The sequence below is a fragment of the Bacteroides sp. AM37-9 genome (assembly GCF_003603455.1).
In the GTDB taxonomy this organism is placed as follows: Bacteria; Bacteroidota; Bacteroidia; order Bacteroidales; family Bacteroidaceae; genus Bacteroides; species Bacteroides xylanisolvens.
This window is the reverse complement of sequence record NZ_QTNF01000027.1, coordinates 63,658-82,159: the sequence shown is the minus strand read 5'-3', so window position 1 is coordinate 82,159 and position 18,502 is coordinate 63,658. Positions and strand designations below refer to the sequence as shown.

General features: G+C 42.2%; 17 protein-coding genes and 5 tRNA genes. 19 read left to right on the top strand and 3 right to left on the bottom strand.

Annotated features, from left to right (window positions below; genetic code table 11):
- Nucleotides 1-85: 85 nt before the first annotated feature.
- Entirely contained in the window at nucleotides 86-556 is a 471-nt protein-coding gene (locus DW862_RS17775; RefSeq protein WP_004313447.1) for a low molecular weight protein-tyrosine-phosphatase, read from the top strand.
- Here the strand turns inward: DW862_RS17775 and DW862_RS17770 are convergent.
- Nucleotides 531-2,603, bottom strand: a complete 2,073-nt coding sequence (locus DW862_RS17770) for an HD family phosphohydrolase (protein ID WP_120069643.1) — start codon at nucleotides 2,601-2,603, stop codon at nucleotides 531-533. The genes DW862_RS17775 and DW862_RS17770 overlap by 26 nt on opposite strands.
- 94 nt (nucleotides 2,604-2,697) lie before the next feature.
- Here DW862_RS17770 and gltX point away from each other — a divergent pair, with 94 nt between their 5' ends.
- Both gltX and DW862_RS17760 read left to right on the top strand, forming a co-directional pair.
- Entirely contained in the window at nucleotides 2,698-4,215 is a 1,518-nt protein-coding gene (gene gltX, locus DW862_RS17765) for a glutamate--tRNA ligase (protein ID WP_120069640.1), read from the top strand.
- Between the two features lie 13 nt (nucleotides 4,216-4,228).
- Nucleotides 4,229-5,452 (top strand): 3-deoxy-D-manno-octulosonic acid transferase, encoded by a 1,224-nt coding sequence (locus tag DW862_RS17760; protein WP_004313450.1) that lies wholly within the window; start codon nucleotides 4,229-4,231, stop codon nucleotides 5,450-5,452.
- A 142-nt stretch (nucleotides 5,453-5,594) separates the two neighbouring features.
- Here the strand turns inward: DW862_RS17760 and DW862_RS17755 are convergent, their stop codons facing one another.
- Together DW862_RS17755 and DW862_RS17750 are read right to left on the bottom strand one after the other, a co-directional pair.
- Nucleotides 5,595-6,116 carry a gamma carbonic anhydrase family protein gene (locus DW862_RS17755; protein ID WP_118407974.1) on the bottom strand — a complete coding sequence of 174 codons (522 nt, stop codon included), beginning with the start codon at nucleotides 6,114-6,116 and terminating at the stop codon, nucleotides 5,595-5,597.
- Between the two features lie 148 nt (nucleotides 6,117-6,264).
- A complete protein-coding gene (locus DW862_RS17750; RefSeq protein WP_120069636.1) occupies nucleotides 6,265-8,046 on the bottom strand; it encodes an aminopeptidase P family protein in 1,782 nt (593 codons plus the stop codon).
- Nucleotides 8,047-8,233: 187 nt separating this feature from the next.
- On the opposite strand from DW862_RS17750, the gene rpsU reads away from it, so the two are divergent.
- The 16 genes from rpsU (at nucleotide 8,234) to rpoB (ending at nucleotide 18,437) form a co-directional block, all read left to right on the top strand.
- On the top strand, nucleotides 8,234-8,425 hold the full coding sequence (gene rpsU, locus DW862_RS17740) for a 30S ribosomal protein S21 (protein ID WP_002558090.1): 192 nt from the start codon (nucleotides 8,234-8,236) through the stop codon (nucleotides 8,423-8,425).
- Between the two features lie 73 nt (nucleotides 8,426-8,498).
- The gene (gene xerC / locus DW862_RS17735) at nucleotides 8,499-9,380 is read left to right on the top strand and encodes a tyrosine recombinase XerC (RefSeq protein ID WP_004313453.1); all 882 of its coding nucleotides are present in this window, start codon (nucleotides 8,499-8,501) and stop codon (nucleotides 9,378-9,380) included.
- A gap of 15 nt (nucleotides 9,381-9,395) precedes the next feature.
- Nucleotides 9,396-9,695 (top strand): ribosome hibernation-promoting factor, HPF/YfiA family, encoded by a 300-nt coding sequence (gene hpf / locus DW862_RS17730; protein ID WP_004310895.1) that lies wholly within the window; start codon nucleotides 9,396-9,398, stop codon nucleotides 9,693-9,695.
- Nucleotides 9,696-9,792: 97 nt separating this feature from the next.
- Nucleotides 9,793-9,866 (top strand) — tRNA-Thr (locus DW862_RS17725).
- Between the two features lie 85 nt (nucleotides 9,867-9,951).
- A tRNA-Tyr gene (locus DW862_RS17720) sits at nucleotides 9,952-10,034 on the top strand.
- A 28-nt stretch (nucleotides 10,035-10,062) separates the two neighbouring features.
- A tRNA-Gly gene (locus DW862_RS17715) sits at nucleotides 10,063-10,135 on the top strand.
- 10 nt (nucleotides 10,136-10,145) lie between these two features.
- Nucleotides 10,146-10,217, top strand: a tRNA-Thr gene (locus DW862_RS17710).
- Between the two features lie 51 nt (nucleotides 10,218-10,268).
- A complete protein-coding gene (gene tuf / locus DW862_RS17705; protein ID WP_004307553.1) occupies nucleotides 10,269-11,453 on the top strand; it encodes an elongation factor Tu in 1,185 nt (394 codons plus the stop codon).
- 53 nt (nucleotides 11,454-11,506) lie between these two features.
- A tRNA-Trp gene (locus DW862_RS17700) sits at nucleotides 11,507-11,579 on the top strand.
- A gap of 14 nt (nucleotides 11,580-11,593) precedes the next feature.
- Entirely contained in the window at nucleotides 11,594-11,785 is a 192-nt protein-coding gene (gene secE / locus DW862_RS17695; RefSeq protein WP_004296363.1) for a preprotein translocase subunit SecE, read from the top strand.
- Nucleotides 11,786-11,802: 17 nt separating this feature from the next.
- The gene (gene nusG / locus DW862_RS17690; RefSeq protein WP_004296362.1) at nucleotides 11,803-12,345 is read left to right on the top strand and encodes a transcription termination/antitermination protein NusG; all 543 of its coding nucleotides are present in this window, start codon (nucleotides 11,803-11,805) and stop codon (nucleotides 12,343-12,345) included.
- A gap of 61 nt (nucleotides 12,346-12,406) precedes the next feature.
- Nucleotides 12,407-12,850, top strand: a complete 444-nt coding sequence (rplK, locus tag DW862_RS17685) for a 50S ribosomal protein L11 (RefSeq protein ID WP_004296361.1) — start codon at nucleotides 12,407-12,409, stop codon at nucleotides 12,848-12,850.
- A 15-nt stretch (nucleotides 12,851-12,865) separates the two neighbouring features.
- Nucleotides 12,866-13,564 carry a 50S ribosomal protein L1 gene (rplA, locus tag DW862_RS17680; protein WP_004310894.1) on the top strand — a complete coding sequence of 233 codons (699 nt, stop codon included), beginning with the start codon at nucleotides 12,866-12,868 and terminating at the stop codon, nucleotides 13,562-13,564.
- A 15-nt stretch (nucleotides 13,565-13,579) separates the two neighbouring features.
- Complete coding sequence (gene rplJ, locus DW862_RS17675; protein ID WP_004310893.1) at nucleotides 13,580-14,098, top strand: 50S ribosomal protein L10; 519 nt, start codon at nucleotides 13,580-13,582, stop codon at nucleotides 14,096-14,098.
- 47 nt (nucleotides 14,099-14,145) lie between these two features.
- Nucleotides 14,146-14,520, top strand: a complete 375-nt coding sequence (rplL, locus tag DW862_RS17670; RefSeq protein WP_004296358.1) for a 50S ribosomal protein L7/L12 — start codon at nucleotides 14,146-14,148, stop codon at nucleotides 14,518-14,520.
- A 104-nt stretch (nucleotides 14,521-14,624) separates the two neighbouring features.
- On the top strand, nucleotides 14,625-18,437 hold the full coding sequence (rpoB, locus tag DW862_RS17665) for a DNA-directed RNA polymerase subunit beta (protein ID WP_120069633.1): 3,813 nt from the start codon (nucleotides 14,625-14,627) through the stop codon (nucleotides 18,435-18,437).
- Nucleotides 18,438-18,502: the final 65 nt, after the last annotated feature.

The following is an 18,502-nucleotide window of genomic DNA, read 5'->3' as shown; positions in this document are numbered from 1 at the left end:
GCCCTACGCTATATAATTAAGCCCTTTCAGGGCACTCCGCAAAATTATCATTTGACTTATTCTTGAATCTGTTAAAACTGAAATTATGAAAAAGATATTGTTTGTCTGCCTTGGAAATATCTGCCGTAGCTCTACGGCTGAAGGCGTGATGCTTCATTTGATAAAAGAAGCGGGATTGGAAAAAGAGTTTGTGATAGATTCCGCCGGAATCTTGTCTTATCATCAGGGCGAACTGCCGGACAGCCGGATGCGTGCTCACGCGGCTCGTCGCGGTTATCAACTGGTGCATCGTTCGCGCCCCGTCCGTATAGAAGATTTCTATCATTTTGATTTGATAATCGGTATGGACGACCGGAATATAGACGACCTGAAAGACAAAGCACCTTCTCCCGAAGAATGGAAAAAGATTCATCGCATGACAGAGTACTGCACCCGTATTCCTGCAGATCATGTCCCCGACCCCTATTATGGAGGGGCCGAAGGATTTGAATATGTACTCGATGTGTTGGAAGACGCTTGCGCCGGCCTGCTTACTTCTTTAACTCCGGATAGCTGATTCGGGTATGATAAGCAATCTTTAGTTTTTCCTTGAATACAGCTTTCACAGTTGCTATATCCTTGAAAGTGATAGGACATTCCTTAAAGTAGCCTTCAGTAACCTGTGAGTCGATAATCTTGTCGACCAGGTTGCTGATTGTTTCTTCCGTATATTCCGGAAGACTGCGTGAGGCAGCTTCCACAGCATCCGCCATCATCAGGATAGCCTGCTCTTTGGTAAACGGATTCGGTCCGGGGTAAGTGAACAATTCTTCATTCGGCTCTTCGTCCGGATGCTCGTTCTTCCAGGAAATATAGAAATATTTTGTTTTTCCCCGTCCGTGATGGGTGCTGATAAAATCTTTGACCGCTTTAGGCAGATTGTGTTTATCCGCCAGTTTCAATCCATCCGTCACATGGCTGATAACGACCTGTGCACTTTGTTCGTAATTCAAATTCTTATGCGGATTAACCCCTCCCGACTGATTCTCCGTAAAGAAAGCCGGATTTTCCATCTTCCCGATATCGTGATACAAAGCCCCCGTACGTACTAACTGGCTTTTTGCTCCAATGCGGATAGCGGCTTCTGCTGCCAGATTAGCCACCTGCATGGAATGTTGGAAGGTTCCGGGAACCGTTTCAGACATCTGCCGCAAAAGATCGTTATTGATATTCGAAAGTTCCACCAAAGTAACATTGGAAGTAAATCCGAAAGTCTTTTCCAATAAGAATAATAAAGGATAAGTGAATAATAGCAGGATTCCGTTAATGATGAAGTAAGTGTACATGCGTATGTTCAACTTCGAGAAGTCGGTGGAAAGACCATTCTCCGTCATCAGTTCGAAAGCAAAATAAATGGCTGCATAAGTCAGTATCACTAATAAGGCCGTTCGGAAAAGCTGGGATCTCTGCGATAGTTCCCTTAGGCTGAATATCGCCACTAATCCCGCTGCCAACTGCGTCAGAATAAACTCATGAGGGAAGCGCAAGGAGATGGAGCATATCAATATAGTGATGACATGCGTCAGAAAAGCGGTTCTCGAATCAAGAAAAACACGGATGATAATCGGCAGCATCGCGTATGGGATGATGTACACATTAAATATATTATGTGTCACCATGAAAGCCGTTATGACACTGTAGAACACAATCAGGGTGAATAGTAACGACAGACTGCCTTTCCGTTGATAATAGTCTTTCCGGAATAAATCGAGATAGAGCATGAAACAAAGCATCAGCATACCCACAAACAGAACCTGACCACCGAGAATCAAACGGTTTTGTCCCATAGACTCGTTGCGTTTGATGGATTCTTTGCGCAATGATTCGAGGATATTATAGGTATGCGGACTAACGATCTCTCCACGGTCGATAATCTTCTGCCCGCTGACTACCAGCCCGTTTGCCCAGGAATAATTATTTAATATCTCCTCTTTGGCGGCCTGGGTGCGCTCCTCGTCAAAAGTGAGGTTGGGAGTAATGTATTCGTTCAGCGCGCATTGCCTTAATACTTCTCGGTTGAAATGGGTCGAGTCTGCTGTCAGCAGGTGTTCATACGCTTTCTTTACCGTGTAAATGTTTTCGGTAGCCTGCGGGTTGGCAAGTTTATCGTCAATCACCATGACGGATGAAGTGCTGTCCTTTTGAAGCTGCTGTATATTCTCTGTCGATACGATGCCTGCCTGATAGATTTCTTTTAAGGTACGCTCGATATACCGCAAATAATCGATGGAAGGAAGAATTCCTTTCAGATTGGTGTGATAATTCTCTTTCAGCTTGGCGATTGCATTTTTTTCGATGTCTTTATCCAATTGGTAATAAGGCTGGAAGAAAGCCATCAGACTGTCTTGCTCTCTTTTTACTACCGCATCCTCTTTATAAATAGGAAAGTCGAAAGTAGCGATCAGCTGCCCATATTTCCAGGGCTTATTGATGTCAAACTGGTAATTGAATTTTCCGTCACGTGGCAGGAAATAGATAATCAACGTCACAGTGCTCACAAATAGCAGTGATTTATATAGTAAATCTCTCCATGAAAAACTTTTTTTCTTCTTCAAATGTTCCATATCCACTGAAATTTTTGCGAAAAGTACAAAAAAAAACAATAGTGTGGAAAAAAAGGTTTAATTTTGCCACGATTTACCTATACTAACCCAAATTATGGCAGAAAGAAAAGTAAGAGTTCGTTTTGCTCCAAGTCCTACGGGAGCACTGCACATCGGTGGTGTGCGTACAGCTTTGTATAATTATCTATTTGCGCGTCAACACGGCGGAGACTTGATATTTCGTATTGAAGATACTGATTCTAACCGGTTCGTTCCGGGAGCGGAAGAGTATATACTCGAATCTTTTAAGTGGTTGGGTATCCACTTTGATGAAGGAGTGAGCTTCGGTGGTGAATGTGGTCCGTACCGCCAGTCGGAGCGCCGCGAAATCTACAAGAAATATGTGCAGGTTTTGCTGGAAAATGGAAAAGCATACATCGCTTTTGATACTCCGGAGGAACTGGACGCTAAGCGTGCTGAAATTGCTAACTTCCAATATGACGCATCTACTCGCGGAATGATGCGCAACTCATTAACCATGCCGAAGGAAGAAGTGGATGCACTGATTGCTGAAGGCAAACAATACGTCGTTCGTTTCAAAATCGAACCGAATGAAGACGTACATGTGAATGACCTGATTCGTGGTGAAGTTATTATCAACTCATCCATTCTGGATGATAAAGTGCTTTATAAATCGGCTGATGAACTGCCGACTTACCATCTGGCAAATATCGTGGACGACCATTTGATGGGAGTTTCCCACGTGATTCGTGGTGAAGAATGGCTGCCTTCCGCTCCTTTGCATGTGTTGTTGTACCGTGCTTTCGGCTGGGAAGATACAATGCCGGAATTTGCCCACCTGCCTTTATTGCTGAAACCGGAAGGCAATGGAAAATTAAGTAAACGTGACGGTGACCGTCTCGGATTCCCTGTATTCCCGTTGGAATGGCACGATCCGAAATCGGGAGAAATCTCTTCAGGTTATCGTGAATCGGGTTATTTGCCGGAAGCAGTGATTAATTTCTTGGCTTTGTTGGGATGGAATCCGGGCAATGACCAGGAAGTGATGTCAATGGACGAATTGATTAAATTGTTTGATCTTCACCGTTGCAGCAAGTCGGGTGCCAAGTTCGACTATAAAAAAGGAATATGGTTCAACCATCAATATATACAGCAGAAACCTAACGAAGAAATTGCAGAACTGTTCTTGCCTTTCCTGAAAGAACATGGTGTAGAAGCTCCTTTCGAAAAGGTGGTGACTGTGGTTGGCATGATGAAAGATCGGGTAAGTTTCATTAAAGAACTGTGGGACGTATGTAGCTTCTTCTTCGTTGCTCCTACCGAATATGATGAAAAGACGGTGAAGAAACGTTGGAAAGAAGATTCTGCAAAATGTATGACCGAATTGGCAGAAGTGATTGCCGGCATTGAAGACTTTAGTATTGAAGGACAGGAAAAAGTCGTTATGGACTGGATTGCGGAGAAAGGTTATCATACTGGTAATATCATGAATGCTTTCCGTCTGACATTAGTGGGTGAAGGAAAAGGCCCGCACATGTTCGATATTTCCTGGGTATTGGGCAAAGAGGAGACGATAGCTCGCATGAAACGTGCGATAGAGGTTTTGAAGTAATCGACACAGTACTATGCTTTACGACCTGGCAATAGTCATTTATGACTTTATCGTCCATTTGGCTGCTCCGTTTAGCCGTAAGCCCCGAAAGATGATGAAAGGGCATTGGGTAGTGTATGAGCTCCTGCGGCAGCAAGTGGAGAAGGGGGAACAGTATATTTGGTTTCATGCTGCTTCACTGGGAGAGTTTGAACAAGGGCGCCCTCTGATAGAAATGATTCGTGCGAAGTATCCTAATTATAAGATATTGCTGACATTTTTCTCTCCTTCTGGTTACGAGGTGCGTAAGCATTACCGGGGGGCGGATATTGTCTGCTATCTGCCGTTTGATAAACCGCGGAATGTGAAAAAGTTCCTGGATATTGCAAATCCTTGCATGGCGTTCTTTATCAAATATGAGTTTTGGAAGAATTATCTGGATGAGCTTCACAAACGCCGTATTCCGGTATATAGTGTATCGTCTATCTTCCGTCGCGAACAAATATTCTTTAAATGGTACGGTGGAACTTATCGCAATGTATTGAAAGATTTCGATCATCTGTTTGTTCAGAATGAGGCATCCAAACGTTACTTGTCGAAAATCGGTATCAGCCGTGTGACAGTAGTGGGAGATACCCGTTTTGACCGCGTGTTGCAAATCCGTGAAGAGGCCAAAGAACTTCCGTTGGTAGAGAAATTTAAAGGAACCAATTCCTTTACTTTTGTTGCCGGAAGCTCATGGGGACCTGACGAAGATTTATTCCTCGAATATTTCAATAACCATCCGGAAATGAAACTGATTATTGCTCCGCATGTGATCGACGAGAATCACCTGGTTGAAATCATCAGTAAATTGAAACGTCCGTATGTGCGCTATACCCGTGCTGACGAAAGGAATGTATTGAAAGCGGATTGTCTTATTATAGACTGCTTCGGACTGCTGTCCTCTATTTACCGTTATGGCGAAATAGCTTATATCGGTGGAGGTTTCGGAGTAGGTATTCATAACACATTGGAAGCGGCTGTATATGGTATTCCGGTGATTTTCGGACCGAAGTATCAGAAATTTATGGAAGCCGTTCAATTGATCGAAGCAAAAGGCGCTTATTCCATCAAAGATTATGATGAACTGAAAACTTTGCTGGATCGTTTCTTGGCGGATGAATTGTTCTTGCGTGAAACCGGAACAAATGCCGGTTATTATGTGACTAGTAATGCCGGTGCTACAGAGAAGATAATGCACATGATTAATTTTTGATTAGAGGAAATAGTGTCGAAAAGAGATGAATCCAATGAATTCGCTTTTTGTAAAAAAACGGCTTTATAAAAAATCTTATAAAAACAGCGGGATGTTCTTTCATTAGAATGTCCCGCTGTTTTTATTAACTTGTTAGAGTCTGCTATTTATCTTCCTTATACCATTGCGAATACATCAAATAATTGTGAGCAATCTTCTGATTCAGTTCTTTGGCTTGTTCAGGATCTACCTTTTTAATGAATTTCGCGGGTACCCCTCCCCAAATGCTTCCCGGCTCAATGATGGTATTGCTTAATACCAGCGAACCGGCGGCAACGATTGCTCCTTCGCCAACTACGACGTGATCCAGGACGGTTGACCCCATCCCTACCAATGCATAATCTTTGATGGTCGCCCCATGAATGGTGACATTATGCCCAACGGATACGTGATCGCCAATTTCAATAGTCGATTTCTGATATAACGTATGCAAGACACTTCCATCCTGAATGTTGACACCATTGCCGATTCGTATGGAGTTGACGTCACCTCTTAATACCGTATTAAACCAAATGCTACAATCATTTCCTATTTTTACATCTCCTATAATAGTTGCATTATCTGCGAGGAAGCAGTTTTCTCCGATTTCGGGAGCAAAACCCCGTACTGATTTAATTAAAGCCATATAATATTTGTTTCTAATAAAGTTTTTTATTTAATGCAGTTCTATGTTGTACGACACCCGGGTGTCGTGATGGCTGAGACCCGGGTCTTGGATAGTCTGACACCCGGGTCTCAGTATGCTTGACACCCGGGTGTCAGACAAGTTCTGTTTAAAGGGAAGCAGTCGCCTCTTGTAACCAAACTTTTTCTTCTTCGTTAAGATCCGGTGACAACTTCTCGTAGACAGTCTGATGGTAATTGTTTAACCATTCAATTTCTTCATTTGTCAGCATCTCCTTGATGATCCCTTTTTTGCAGATTGGGCATAAAGTGATAGTTTCAAACTTAAGATATTCTCCAAACATTCCCTCTCCATCTTTGCAAACCAACGTCAGGTTCTCCGTACGTATCCCGTGACTGCCTGCTTTATAAACACCAGGCTCATTGGAAGTAACCATGCCGGGCTGCAAAATGACAGGATTCTCATTCATACGAATGCTTTGCGGGCCTTCGTGTACACTCAGGAAATGTCCGACGCCATGTCCTGTGCCATGAAGAAAATTCATTCTGTGGTTCCAGATAGGCATACGGGCTAGTACATCGAGCTGGGCTCCACGGGTTCCGGTAGGGAATTTGGCCATAGCCAACGCGATGTGTCCTTTTAATATAAGGGTATAATCCGTTTTTTCTTCCTCTGTAAGTTCGCCTAAGGCAAAGGTTCGGGTGATGTCAGTGGTTCCGTCCAGATATTGAGCTCCTGAATCTAAGAGTAAGAACCCTCTGGGCTGAAGAGTCACGTCACTTTCCGGGGTAGCCGAATAATGTACGATTGCCCCATGTTCTTTATATCCTGCAATCGTGTCGAAACTTTCCCCCATGTAGAGAGGCTGTGCAGCCCTAAACTCATGCAACTTTTTATCTATACTTAATTCTGTCTCTTTTCCGGTAGATACGGATTCTTCCAGCCATTTGAGGAATTTGACGAGTGCTACTCCATCCCGTTGCATGGCAGCGTGGATGCCGGCGACCTCCTGCTCATTGCGAATCGCTTTCAATAATGCGACAGGCGACTCGCCACGAAGAATAGAACATTGCGGATTAATAGACGAATAGATAGAATAATTCGTTTTTCGTGGATCAATCAGAATGTTTTTTCCCGGAAAAGAATTCAGGTATGTCTCTACCTCATCATACTTCTGTATCCCAATCTGCCGTTCCTTTAGATAAGTCTCTACCTCTGCCGTCACTTTCTCTGGTGAAATAAAATAAGTCACTTCATCCTGTGTGATTAACAGGTAACTTACTATGACCGGATTGCAATGTACATCGTTTCCTCGCAAATTGAGAGTCCATGCGATCTCGTCGAGTGCGGATATGAATAAAGCATAGACACCTTTCTTTTTCAACTCCGTACGGATGGCGGATATTTTCTCTTCGCAGCTTTTCCCTGCATATTTGATATCATAAATAAAAGCAGGAGAATCAGGCATGGCGGGCCGGTCCTTCCAAATGCTACTCAATGGATCTCCAAATATGTCGACCTGTAACTGATGTGCCGCCAGTTCTTCTTTCATCTGTTCGACCTGTTGCACAGAGAACATTTTCCCGTCGATACTTACAGATTCTCCAGGTTTTAAGTGTTGGCAGAGAAATTCTGTAATACTGGGAGTCTCCGGCAACATCTCTTTATATAAGGTAATGCCGCTGCCCTCCAATTCCTTCGTGGCTTGTAGAAAATAACGCGAGTCGGTCCATAATCCTGCTTTATCCATCAGGATAACCGCTGTTCCGGCAGAACCAGTAAAACCGGAAATCCACTCGCGTGACATCCAGTGGGGAGCCACATATTCACTAAGATGAGGGTCGGTGCTGGGAATAATGAACGCTTTGATAGAATTGGGATGAAAGGTCATGCGCAGTGCATGCACTCGCTCTTTTATGCTCTGTTTCATACTTTATTATATTATTATAGATATGTAAGTGTTTCAAAGGTACTAACTTTCTGCATTTAATAACTTGTTTATGAATAGTTTTTGAGAAATATTTGCCGAAAGTTTTGTGAATAAAGAAAGTATGTGTAATTTTGCGGCGCAATTTGACTGCAGAATTTTTTAATCATAACATATTAATAGTAACAAAATGATTGTAGTACCTGTAAAAGAAGGCGAAAACATTGAAAAAGCGCTGAAGAAGTTCAAAAGAAAATTTGAAAAGACTGGCATTGTAAAAGAGTTGAGAAGCAGACAACAGTTTGATAAACCGTCTGTAACTAAAAGACTTAAGAAAGAACGCGCAGTTTACGTACAACAACTTCAGCAAGTAGAAGATTAATAATTCGTAATTTCCTTTGAATTATTGAATTCTTTTCATACATTCGTTGCACGATTTTAGATGTAGCGATATTATGTTGATAGAATCTTTTCTTGATTATCTCCAGTATGAGCGGAACTATTCTGAAAAAACCGTTCTTGCGTACGGTGAAGATATAAAGCAACTGCAGGAGTTTGCTCAGGAAGAGTATGGAAAATTTAATCCGTTAGAGGTCGAGGCGGAACTGATTCGTGAATGGATTGTTTCATTGATGGATAAAGGGTATACCTCAACTTCTGTAAATCGTAAGCTAAGTTCGCTCCGAACGTTTTACAAGTATCTCTTGAGGCAGGGAGAAACGACTATAGATCCTTTGCGTAAAATAAAAGGACCTAAAAACAAAAAGCCGTTGCCTGTGTTCTTAAAAGAAAACGAAATGAATCGGTTATTGGATGAAACGGACTTTGGCGAAGGATTTAAAGGCTGTCGGGATCGGTTGATTATTGAAATGTTTTATGCTACTGGCATGAGGCTTTCGGAATTGATAGGTCTGGATAATAAGGATGTGGATTTTTCGGCTTCTCTTCTGAAAGTGACCGGGAAAAGAAACAAGCAACGGCTGATTCCGTTTGGTGACGAACTGCAGGAGTTGATGCTTGAATATATTAATGTAAGAAACGAAACGATTCCGGAAAGGTCGGAAGCTTTCTTTATTAGAGAGAATGGTGAACGGCTTTACAAGAATCTAGTCTATAATTTAGTGAAACGGAACCTGTCAAAGGTGGCGACGTTGAAGAAAAAGAGTCCTCACGTGTTGAGGCATACTTTTGCTACCACAATGCTGAACAATGAAGCAGAACTGGGGGCGGTAAAAGAACTTTTGGGTCACGAGAGCATAACAACTACCGAGATCTACACACATGCCACATTTGAAGAACTTAAAAAAGTGTATAAACAAGCTCATCCAAGAGCTTAAAAAAAGGAGGTAAGTATGGATGTTAGAATTCAATCAATTCACTTTGATGCGTCAGAGCAATTGCAGGCATTTATTCAGAAGAAAGTGTCCAAGTTGGAAAAATATTACGAAGATATAAAGAAAGTAGAGGTGTCATTAAAGGTAGTTAAACCAGAAGTTGCTGAAAACAAGGAAGCGGGCATTAAAATATTGATCCCAAATGGAGAATTTTATGCAAGCAAAGTATGCGATACATTTGAAGAAGCAATTGATTTAGATGTGGAAGCACTCGGAAAACAGCTGGTTAAATACAAGGAAAAGCAACGTAGCAAATAAAAAAATCCCAAATATTTTGCGGGAAAGAAATAAATAACTAAATTTGCAGCCGTTTCGCTCGCGTTAGAACGTGACGGTTGCATTTTTTAGTAAGTTTGCCTCTTTAGCTCAGTTGGCCAGAGCACGTGATTTGTAATCTCGGGGTCGTTGGTTCGAATCCGACAAGAGGCTCAAAAAGAAACCGAAGAACAAAGATAGAACATCTGTCTTTATCATATTGTTTGAAAATAGTTCTTTTATTTCTTGATTTTGAAAAGGGCAAATACCAGAGTGGCCAAATGGGGCAGACTGTAAATCTGCTGGCTTACGCCTTCGGTGGTTCGAATCCATCTTTGCCCACAATCAGAGTGACAACTTTGGCAAGAATGCGGAAGTAGCTCAGTTGATAGAGCATTAGCCTTCCAAGCTGAGGGTCGCGGGTTTGAGCCCCGTCTTCCGCTCTCTTTTCTTGCTGTTATAGCTCAGTGGTAGAGCACTTCCTTGGTAAGGAAGAGGTCCCGGGTTCAAATCCCGGTAACAGCTCATAAAGGATGTAAATGCTGATTATTAATCAAATAAATAACAAGTAAAGCTATGGCTAAAGAGAAATTTGAACGTACCAAACCGCACGTAAACATTGGTACAATCGGTCACGTAGACCACGGTAAGACAACGTTGACAGCTGCTATCACTACTGTGTTGGCAAAGAAAGGTCTTTCAGAATTGCGTTCTTTCGATTCTATCGACAACGCTCCTGAAGAAAAAGAAAGAGGTATTACTATCAATACTTCTCACGTTGAATATCAAACAGCTAACCGTCACTATGCACACGTAGACTGTCCGGGTCACGCCGACTACGTAAAGAACATGGTAACTGGTGCTGCTCAGATGGACGGTGCTATCATCGTTTGTGCTGCAACTGATGGTCCGATGCCTCAAACTCGCGAACACATCCTGTTGGCTCGTCAGGTAAACGTACCTCGTCTGGTTGTATTCTTGAACAAGTGCGATATGGTAGACGACGAAGAAATGTTGGAACTCGTTGAAATGGAAATGAGAGAACTTCTTTCATTCTATGATTTCGATGGTGACAATACTCCTATCATCCGTGGTTCTGCTCTTGGCGCATTGAACGGTGTTGAAAAATGGGAAGACAAAGTTATGGAACTGATGGATGCAGTTGATAACTGGATTCCACTGCCTCCGCGCGATGTTGATAAACCATTCTTGATGCCGGTTGAAGACGTGTTCTCTATCACAGGTCGTGGTACTGTAGCAACAGGTCGTATCGAAACTGGTGTTATCCACGTTGGTGATGAAATCGAAATCCTTGGTTTAGGTGAAGATAAGAAATCAGTTGTAACTGGTGTTGAAATGTTCCGTAAACTGTTGGATCAAGGTGAAGCTGGTGACAACGTAGGTCTTTTGCTTCGTGGTATTGACAAGAACGAAATCAAACGTGGTATGGTTCTTTGTAAACCAGGTCAGATTAAACCGCACTCTAAATTCAAAGCTGAGGTTTATATCTTGAAGAAAGAAGAAGGTGGTCGTCACACTCCGTTCCACAACAAATACCGTCCTCAGTTCTACTTGCGTACTATGGACTGTACAGGTGAAATCACTTTGCCGGAAGGAACAGAAATGGTAATGCCGGGTGATAACGTAACTATTACAGTTGAGTTGATCTACCCAGTAGCATTGAACCCGGGTCTTCGTTTCGCTATCCGCGAAGGTGGACGTACGGTAGGTGCTGGTCAGATTACTGAAATTATCGACTAATACACAATAATTAATCAGTTCCCGGTTTTCCATCGGGAACTGATTATGTACACACGGGAGTAGCTCAGTTGGTAGAGCACCGGTCTCCAAAACCGGGTGTCGGGAGTTCGAGCCTCTCCTCCCGTGCTAATATTATTGAAATGAAAAAGGTAATAGCTTATATTAAAGAATCTTACGACGAACTTGTACATAAAGTATCGTGGCCTACGTATTCTGAACTTGCTAACAGTGCAGTAGTTGTTTTATATGCTTCCCTGCTTATTGCATTGGTAGTATGGGGTATGGATGTCTGTTTCCAGAACTTCATGGAAAAAATCGTTTATCCACATTAAAAAATTAGGAATTGAAAATGGCTGAGATTGAAAAGAAATGGTACGTTCTACGTGCTATTAGTGGTAAAGAAGCTAAGGTTAAGGAATATCTTGAAGCTGATCTTAAGAACAGCGACCTTGGTGAATATGTATCTCAGGTATTGATTCCTACTGAAAAAGTTTACCAGGTTCGCAATGGTAAAAAAATTGTGAAGGAAAGAAGTTATCTTCCTGGCTACGTTTTAGTGGAGGCTGCTTTGGTTGGTGAGGTCGCTCATCACCTGCGCAATACTCCGAATGTGATAGGCTTTTTAGGCGGCTCCGAAAAACCGGTGCCTCTCAGACAATCAGAAGTGAATCGTATACTTGGTACAGTGGACGAACTGCAGGAAACGGGTGAAGAACTCAATATTCCGTACGTAGTAGGAGAAACTGTAAAAGTTACTTTTGGACCTTTCAGCGGATTCAGTGGTATCATTGAAGAAGTGAATAGTGAAAAAAAGAAACTAAAGGTCATGGTGAAGATATTCGGGCGCAAAACACCGCTTGAATTGGGCTTTATGCAAGTGGAAAAGGAATAACGCGGAATTGTTACGCTGTTGTTGTTCTTCGTTTAATGTTTATATATAAATCAATAAAAAAATGGCTAAAGAAGTTGCTGGACTAATCAAGTTACAGATTAAAGGAGGCGCTGCAAATCCATCACCTCCCGTTGGACCTGCTTTGGGTTCTAAGGGTATCAATATCATGGAATTTTGCAAGCAATTCAATGCCAGAACCCAAGACAAAGCAGGTAAGATTTTACCTGTTATCATTACTTACTACGCAGATAAGTCTTTCGATTTTGTAATCAAGACTCCTCCCGTTGCTATTCAATTACTTGAAGTAGCTAAGGTAAAGAGTGGTTCTGCTGAGCCTAACCGTAAGAAAGTTGCCGAGCTTACTTGGGAACAGGTTCGTACGATTGCTCAGGACAAAATGGTTGACTTAAACTGTTTTACTGTGGAAGCTGCCATGAGAATGGTTGCAGGTACAGCTAGAAGTATGGGTATCGCTGTAAAAGGGGAGTTCCCGGTTAATAATTAATAAACTTCAATTGTAATGGGTAAACTGACAAAAAATCAAAAGTTAGCTGCAGAAAAGATTGAAGCAGGGAAAGCATACTCACTGAAAGAAGCTGCATCTTTGGTAAAAGAAATCACTTTTACTAAGTTTGATGCTTCACTGGATATTGATGTACGTTTAGGTGTTGATCCACGTAAAGCTAACCAGATGGTGAGAGGTGTTGTTTCACTTCCTCATGGTACTGGTAAAGAAGTACGTGTATTGGTACTTTGTACACCGGATGCTGAAGCTGCTGCAAAAGAAGCTGGTGCTGACTACGTTGGTCTTGACGAATATATTGAAAAGATCAAAGGTGGATGGACTGATATTGATGTAATCATCACTATGCCATCTATCATGGGTAAAATTGGTGCGCTCGGTCGTGTTCTCGGTCCTCGTGGATTGATGCCGAACCCTAAGAGTGGTACTGTAACTATGGATGTTGCTAAGGCTGTAAAAGAAGTAAAACAAGGTAAGATTGACTTTAAAGTTGATAAGAGCGGTATCGTTCACACTTCTATCGGTAAGGTATCATTCAGTCCTGATCAGATTCGCGACAACGCGAAAGAGTTCATCTCTACTCTGAACAAACTGAAACCGACCGCAGCAAAGGGTACATATATTAAGAGTATTTATCTTTCTAGTACAATGAGTGCGGGTATTAAAATCGACCCGAAATCAGTGGATGAAATCTAATAAAACAGAGAAATAATGAGAAAGGAAGATAAAAGTACGATTATAGAGCAAATTGCTGCTACAGTAAAGGAATATGGTCACTTCTACTTGGTAGACGTTACAGCTATGAACGCTGCTGCTACCAGTGCATTGAGAAGAGATTGTTTTAAATCAGACATCAAATTGATGTTGGTTAAAAACACGCTGCTTCACAAAGCACTTGAAAGCTTGGAAGAAGACTTCTCACCTCTTTACGGTTCTTTGAAAGGTACTACTGCTGTTATGTTTAGCAATACTGCAAACGTTCCTGCTAAGTTAATCAAAGACAAAGCGAAAGACGGTATTCCCGGACTGAAAGCTGCATATGCAGAAGAAAGCTTCTACATTGGTGCTGATCAATTGGATGCTCTCGTTTCAATCAAGAGTAAGAATGAAGTTATCGCCGATATCGTTGCCCTGTTGCAATCTCCGGCCAAGAATGTTATTTCTGCTCTTCAATCAGGTGGTAACACCCTTCACGGAGTTCTCAAGACTCTTGGTGAACGTCCCGAATAATTTTCAAAAATCAACAAAGTATTTAAACAATTAAAATCATACAAAAAATGGCAGATTTGAAAGCTTTTGCAGAACAATTAGTTAACTTGACAGTAAAAGAAGTTAATGAACTTGCAACTATCCTTAAAGAAGAATACGGTATTGAACCTGCTGCTGCAGCTGTAGCTGTTGCTGCTGGTCCTGCAGCTGGTGCTGCTGCCGCAGAAGAAAAAACTTCTTTCGACGTAGTATTGAAGAGCGCTGGTGCAGCTAAACTTCAAGTAGTTAAGGCCGTTAAGGAAGCTTGTGGTCTTGGTTTGAAAGAAGCTAAAGACTTGGTAGACGGTGCTCCTAGCACAGTAAAAGAAGGTTTGGCTAAAGACGAAGCAGAATCATTGAAGAAAACATTGGAAGAAGCTGGAGCTGAAGTTGAACTTAAATAACATTGGCCTGGTAATCAGGTAATTCGGTTAGGAATCCTTCACAAGAGGATTCTTAACCTTTTTGTGTATATATTTCAAATTAAGTTCTCCAAATTCATTGACAGATGTCTTCAAATACTGTAAATCAAAGAGTTAATTTTGCTTCGACTAAGAATCCGCTAGAATACCCGGATTTCCTGGAAGTACAATTGAAGTCATTCCAAGACTTTCTACAATTAGATACCCCACCTGAAAAGCGTAAGAATGAGGGATTGTATAAAGTATTTGCTGAAAACTTCCCTATTGCCGATACAAGAAACAATTTTGTTCTTGAGTTTCTGGACTATTATATTGATCCGCCGCGTTATACCATTGATGATTGTATAGAGCGTGGGCTTACTTATAGTGTTCCCTTAAAAGCGAAACTTAAGCTTTACTGTACGGACCCCGATCATGAGGATTTTGATACAGTGATTCAGGACGTATTCCTCGGCCCGATTCCTTATATGACTGATAAGGCTACTTTCGTCATTAACGGTGCCGAACGCGTAGTTGTGTCACAGCTTCACCGTTCTCCGGGTGTGTTCTTCGGTCAGAGTGTACATGCCAATGGTACGAAACTTTATTCGGCTCGTATTATTCCGTTTAAGGGTTCGTGGATTGAGTTTGCTACTGACATCAATAATGTGATGTACGCATACATCGACCGTAAGAAGAAATTGCCGGTGACTACATTGTTGCGTGCAATTGGCTTCGAGAATGACAAAGATATTCTTGAGATTTTCGATCTTGCAGAAGATGTGAAGGTAAACAAGACAAATCTGAAGAAGGTGTTAGGCCGTAAACTGGCTGCACGTGTCTTGAAAACATGGATTGAAGATTTCGTTGATGAAGATACCGGTGAAGTGGTTTCTATTGAACGTAACGAAGTTATTATCGACCGTGAAACCGTACTGGAAGAGGAGCATATTGATGAAATTTTGGAGTCGGGAGTTCAGAACATCCTTTTGCATAAGGATGAACCGAATCAGTCCGATTTCTCTATCATATATAATACGTTGCAGAAGGACCCGAGTAACTCGGAAAAAGAAGCTGTGTTGTATATCTACCGTCAGTTGCGTAATGCCGATCCGGCTGATGACGCAAGTGCAAGGGAGGTTATCAACAACTTGTTCTTCTCAGAAAAACGATATGACCTTGGTGATGTAGGTCGTTACAGAATCAACAAAAAGTTGAATCTGACGACTGATATGGACGTGCGTGTCCTCACGAAGGAAGATATTATTGAAATCATCAAATATCTGATTGAGTTGATTAACTCAAAAGCGGATGTGGATGATATTGACCACTTGAGTAACCGTCGTGTACGTACTGTTGGTGAACAGCTTTCTAATCAGTTTGCTGTGGGGCTGGCTCGTATGTCTCGTACGATTCGTGAACGTATGAACGTTCGTGACAATGAAGTGTTTACTCCGATTGATTTGATTAATGCGAAGACTATTTCTTCAGTAATCAACTCATTCTTCGGAACGAACGCGTTGTCGCAGTTCATGGACCAGACAAACCCGCTGGCTGAAATTACGCACAAACGTCGTATGTCTGCCCTTGGTCCTGGTGGTCTTTCCCGTGAACGTGCCGGATTTGAGGTTCGTGACGTTCACTATACACATTATGGTCGTCTTTGTCCGATTGAGACTCCTGAAGGTCCGAACATCGGTTTGATTTCTTCATTGTGTGTATTTGCTAAGATTAATGAGCTAGGATTCATTGAAACTCCCTACCGCAAGGTGGAAAATGGGAAAGTGGATCTTTCTGATAACGGTCTGATTTATCTGACTGCTGAAGAAGAGGAAGAAAAGGTTATTGCGCAGGGAAATGCTCCGTTGAATGACGATGGTACATTCGTACTTAACAGAGTTAAGTCTCGTCAAGATGCAGATTTCCCGGTTGTTGAACCATCTGAAGTTGACTTGATGGACGTTGCTCCTCAGCAGATTGCATCTATTGCAGCTTCTTTGATTCCATTCTTGGAACATGACGATGCTAACCGTGCATTGATGGGATCGAACATGATGCGCCAGGCGGTTCCTTTGTTGAGAAGTGAAGCTCCGATCGTAGGTACAGGTATCGAACGTCAGTTGGTAAGAGACTCTCGTACCCAGATTACCGCAGAAGGCGATGGTGTGGTTGACTATGTGGATGCTACTACTATCCGTATTTTGTATGACCGTACGGAAGACGAAGAATTTGTAAGTTTCGAACCTGCTTTGAAGGAATATAGAATACCTAAGTTCCGTAAGACTAACCAGAACATGACGATTGACTTGCGTCCGATTTGTGACAAAGGCCAGCGTGTGAAGAAAGGTGATATCTTGACTGAAGGTTATTCTACTGAAAAGGGTGAATTGGCATTGGGTAAGAACCTGCTGGTAGCTTATATGCCTTGGAAGGGTTACAACTATGAGGATGCTATCGTATTGAACGAACGTGTGGTACGCGAAGACTTGTTGACTTCAGTTCACGTAGAGGAATATTCGCTGGAAGTTCGTGAAACAAAACGTGGTATGGAAGAGTTGACTTCTGATATCCCGAATGTAAGTGAAGAAGCTACCAAAGACTTGGATAAAAACGGTATCGTAAGAATCGGTGCTCGTATCGAGCCGGGTGATATCATGATTGGTAAGATTACGCCGAAGGGTGAATCTGATCCTTCTCCGGAAGAAAAACTGCTTCGGGCTATCTTCGGTGATAAGGCAGGTGACGTGAAAGATGCTTCTTTGAAAGCTTCTCCTTCTTTGAAAGGTGTGGTGATTGATAAGAAACTTTTCTCACGTGTGATTAAGAATCGTAGCTCTAAACTGGCCGATAAAGCATTGTTGCCTAAGATTGATGATGAATTTGAATCTAAGGTAGCTGACTTGAAACGTATCCTGGTTAAGAAACTGATGACTTTGACTGAAGGTAAGGTTTCTCAAGGTGTGAAAGACTATTTGGGTGCGGAAGTTATAGCGAAAGGTTCTAAGTTCAGTGCTTCTGATTTTGATTCACTTGATTTTACTTCTATTCAATTGAGCAACTGGACAAGTGACGATCATATTAACGGTATGATTCGTGATCTGGTGATGAATTTCATTAAGAAATATAAAGAGCTGGATGCTGAATTGAAACGTAAGAAGTTTGCTATTACAATTGGTGATGAACTTCCTGCTGGTATTATCCAGATGGCAAAAGTATATATTGCTAAGAAACGTAAGATTGGTGTGGGTGATAAGATGGCTGGTCGCCACGGTAACAAGGGTATTGTATCCCGTGTTGTTCGTCAGGAAGATATGCCGTTCTTGGCTGATGGTACTCCGGTTGACATTGTGTTGAATCCGTTGGGTGTGCCTTCTCGTATGAACATTGGTCAGATTTTTGAAGCTGTACTCGGACGTGCCGGAAAAACGTTGGGCGTGAAATTCGCGACTCCTATTTTCGACGGTGCTACCATGGAAGATCTGGATCAGTGGACAGACAAGGCAGGATTGCCTCGCTACTGTAAGACTTATCTTTGTGATGGTGGTACAGGTGAGCAATTTGACCAGGCAGCTACTGTGGGCGTAACTTACATGTTGAAGTTGGGCCACATGGTTGAAGACAAGATGCATGCTCGTTCTATCGGTCCGTACTCATTGATTACTCAGCAACCTCTTGGTGGTAAAGCTCAATTCGGTGGTCAGCGTTTCGGAGAAATGGAGGTTTGGGCACTCGAAGGTTTCGGTGCTGCCCATATCTTGCAGGAAATCCTGACTATCAAATCTGATGACGTGGTAGGACGTTCGAAGGCTTATGAAGCAATTGTGAAAGGTGAACCGATGCCACAACCTGGTATTCCGGAATCCTTGAACGTATTGTTGCACGAGTTGAGAGGTTTAGGTTTGAGTATCAACCTAGAATAAAATAATGAAAGAATGTGAGATGTCAATGTACCGATGAAGGTCTGTTGGCATCCGCACTTTTTTCA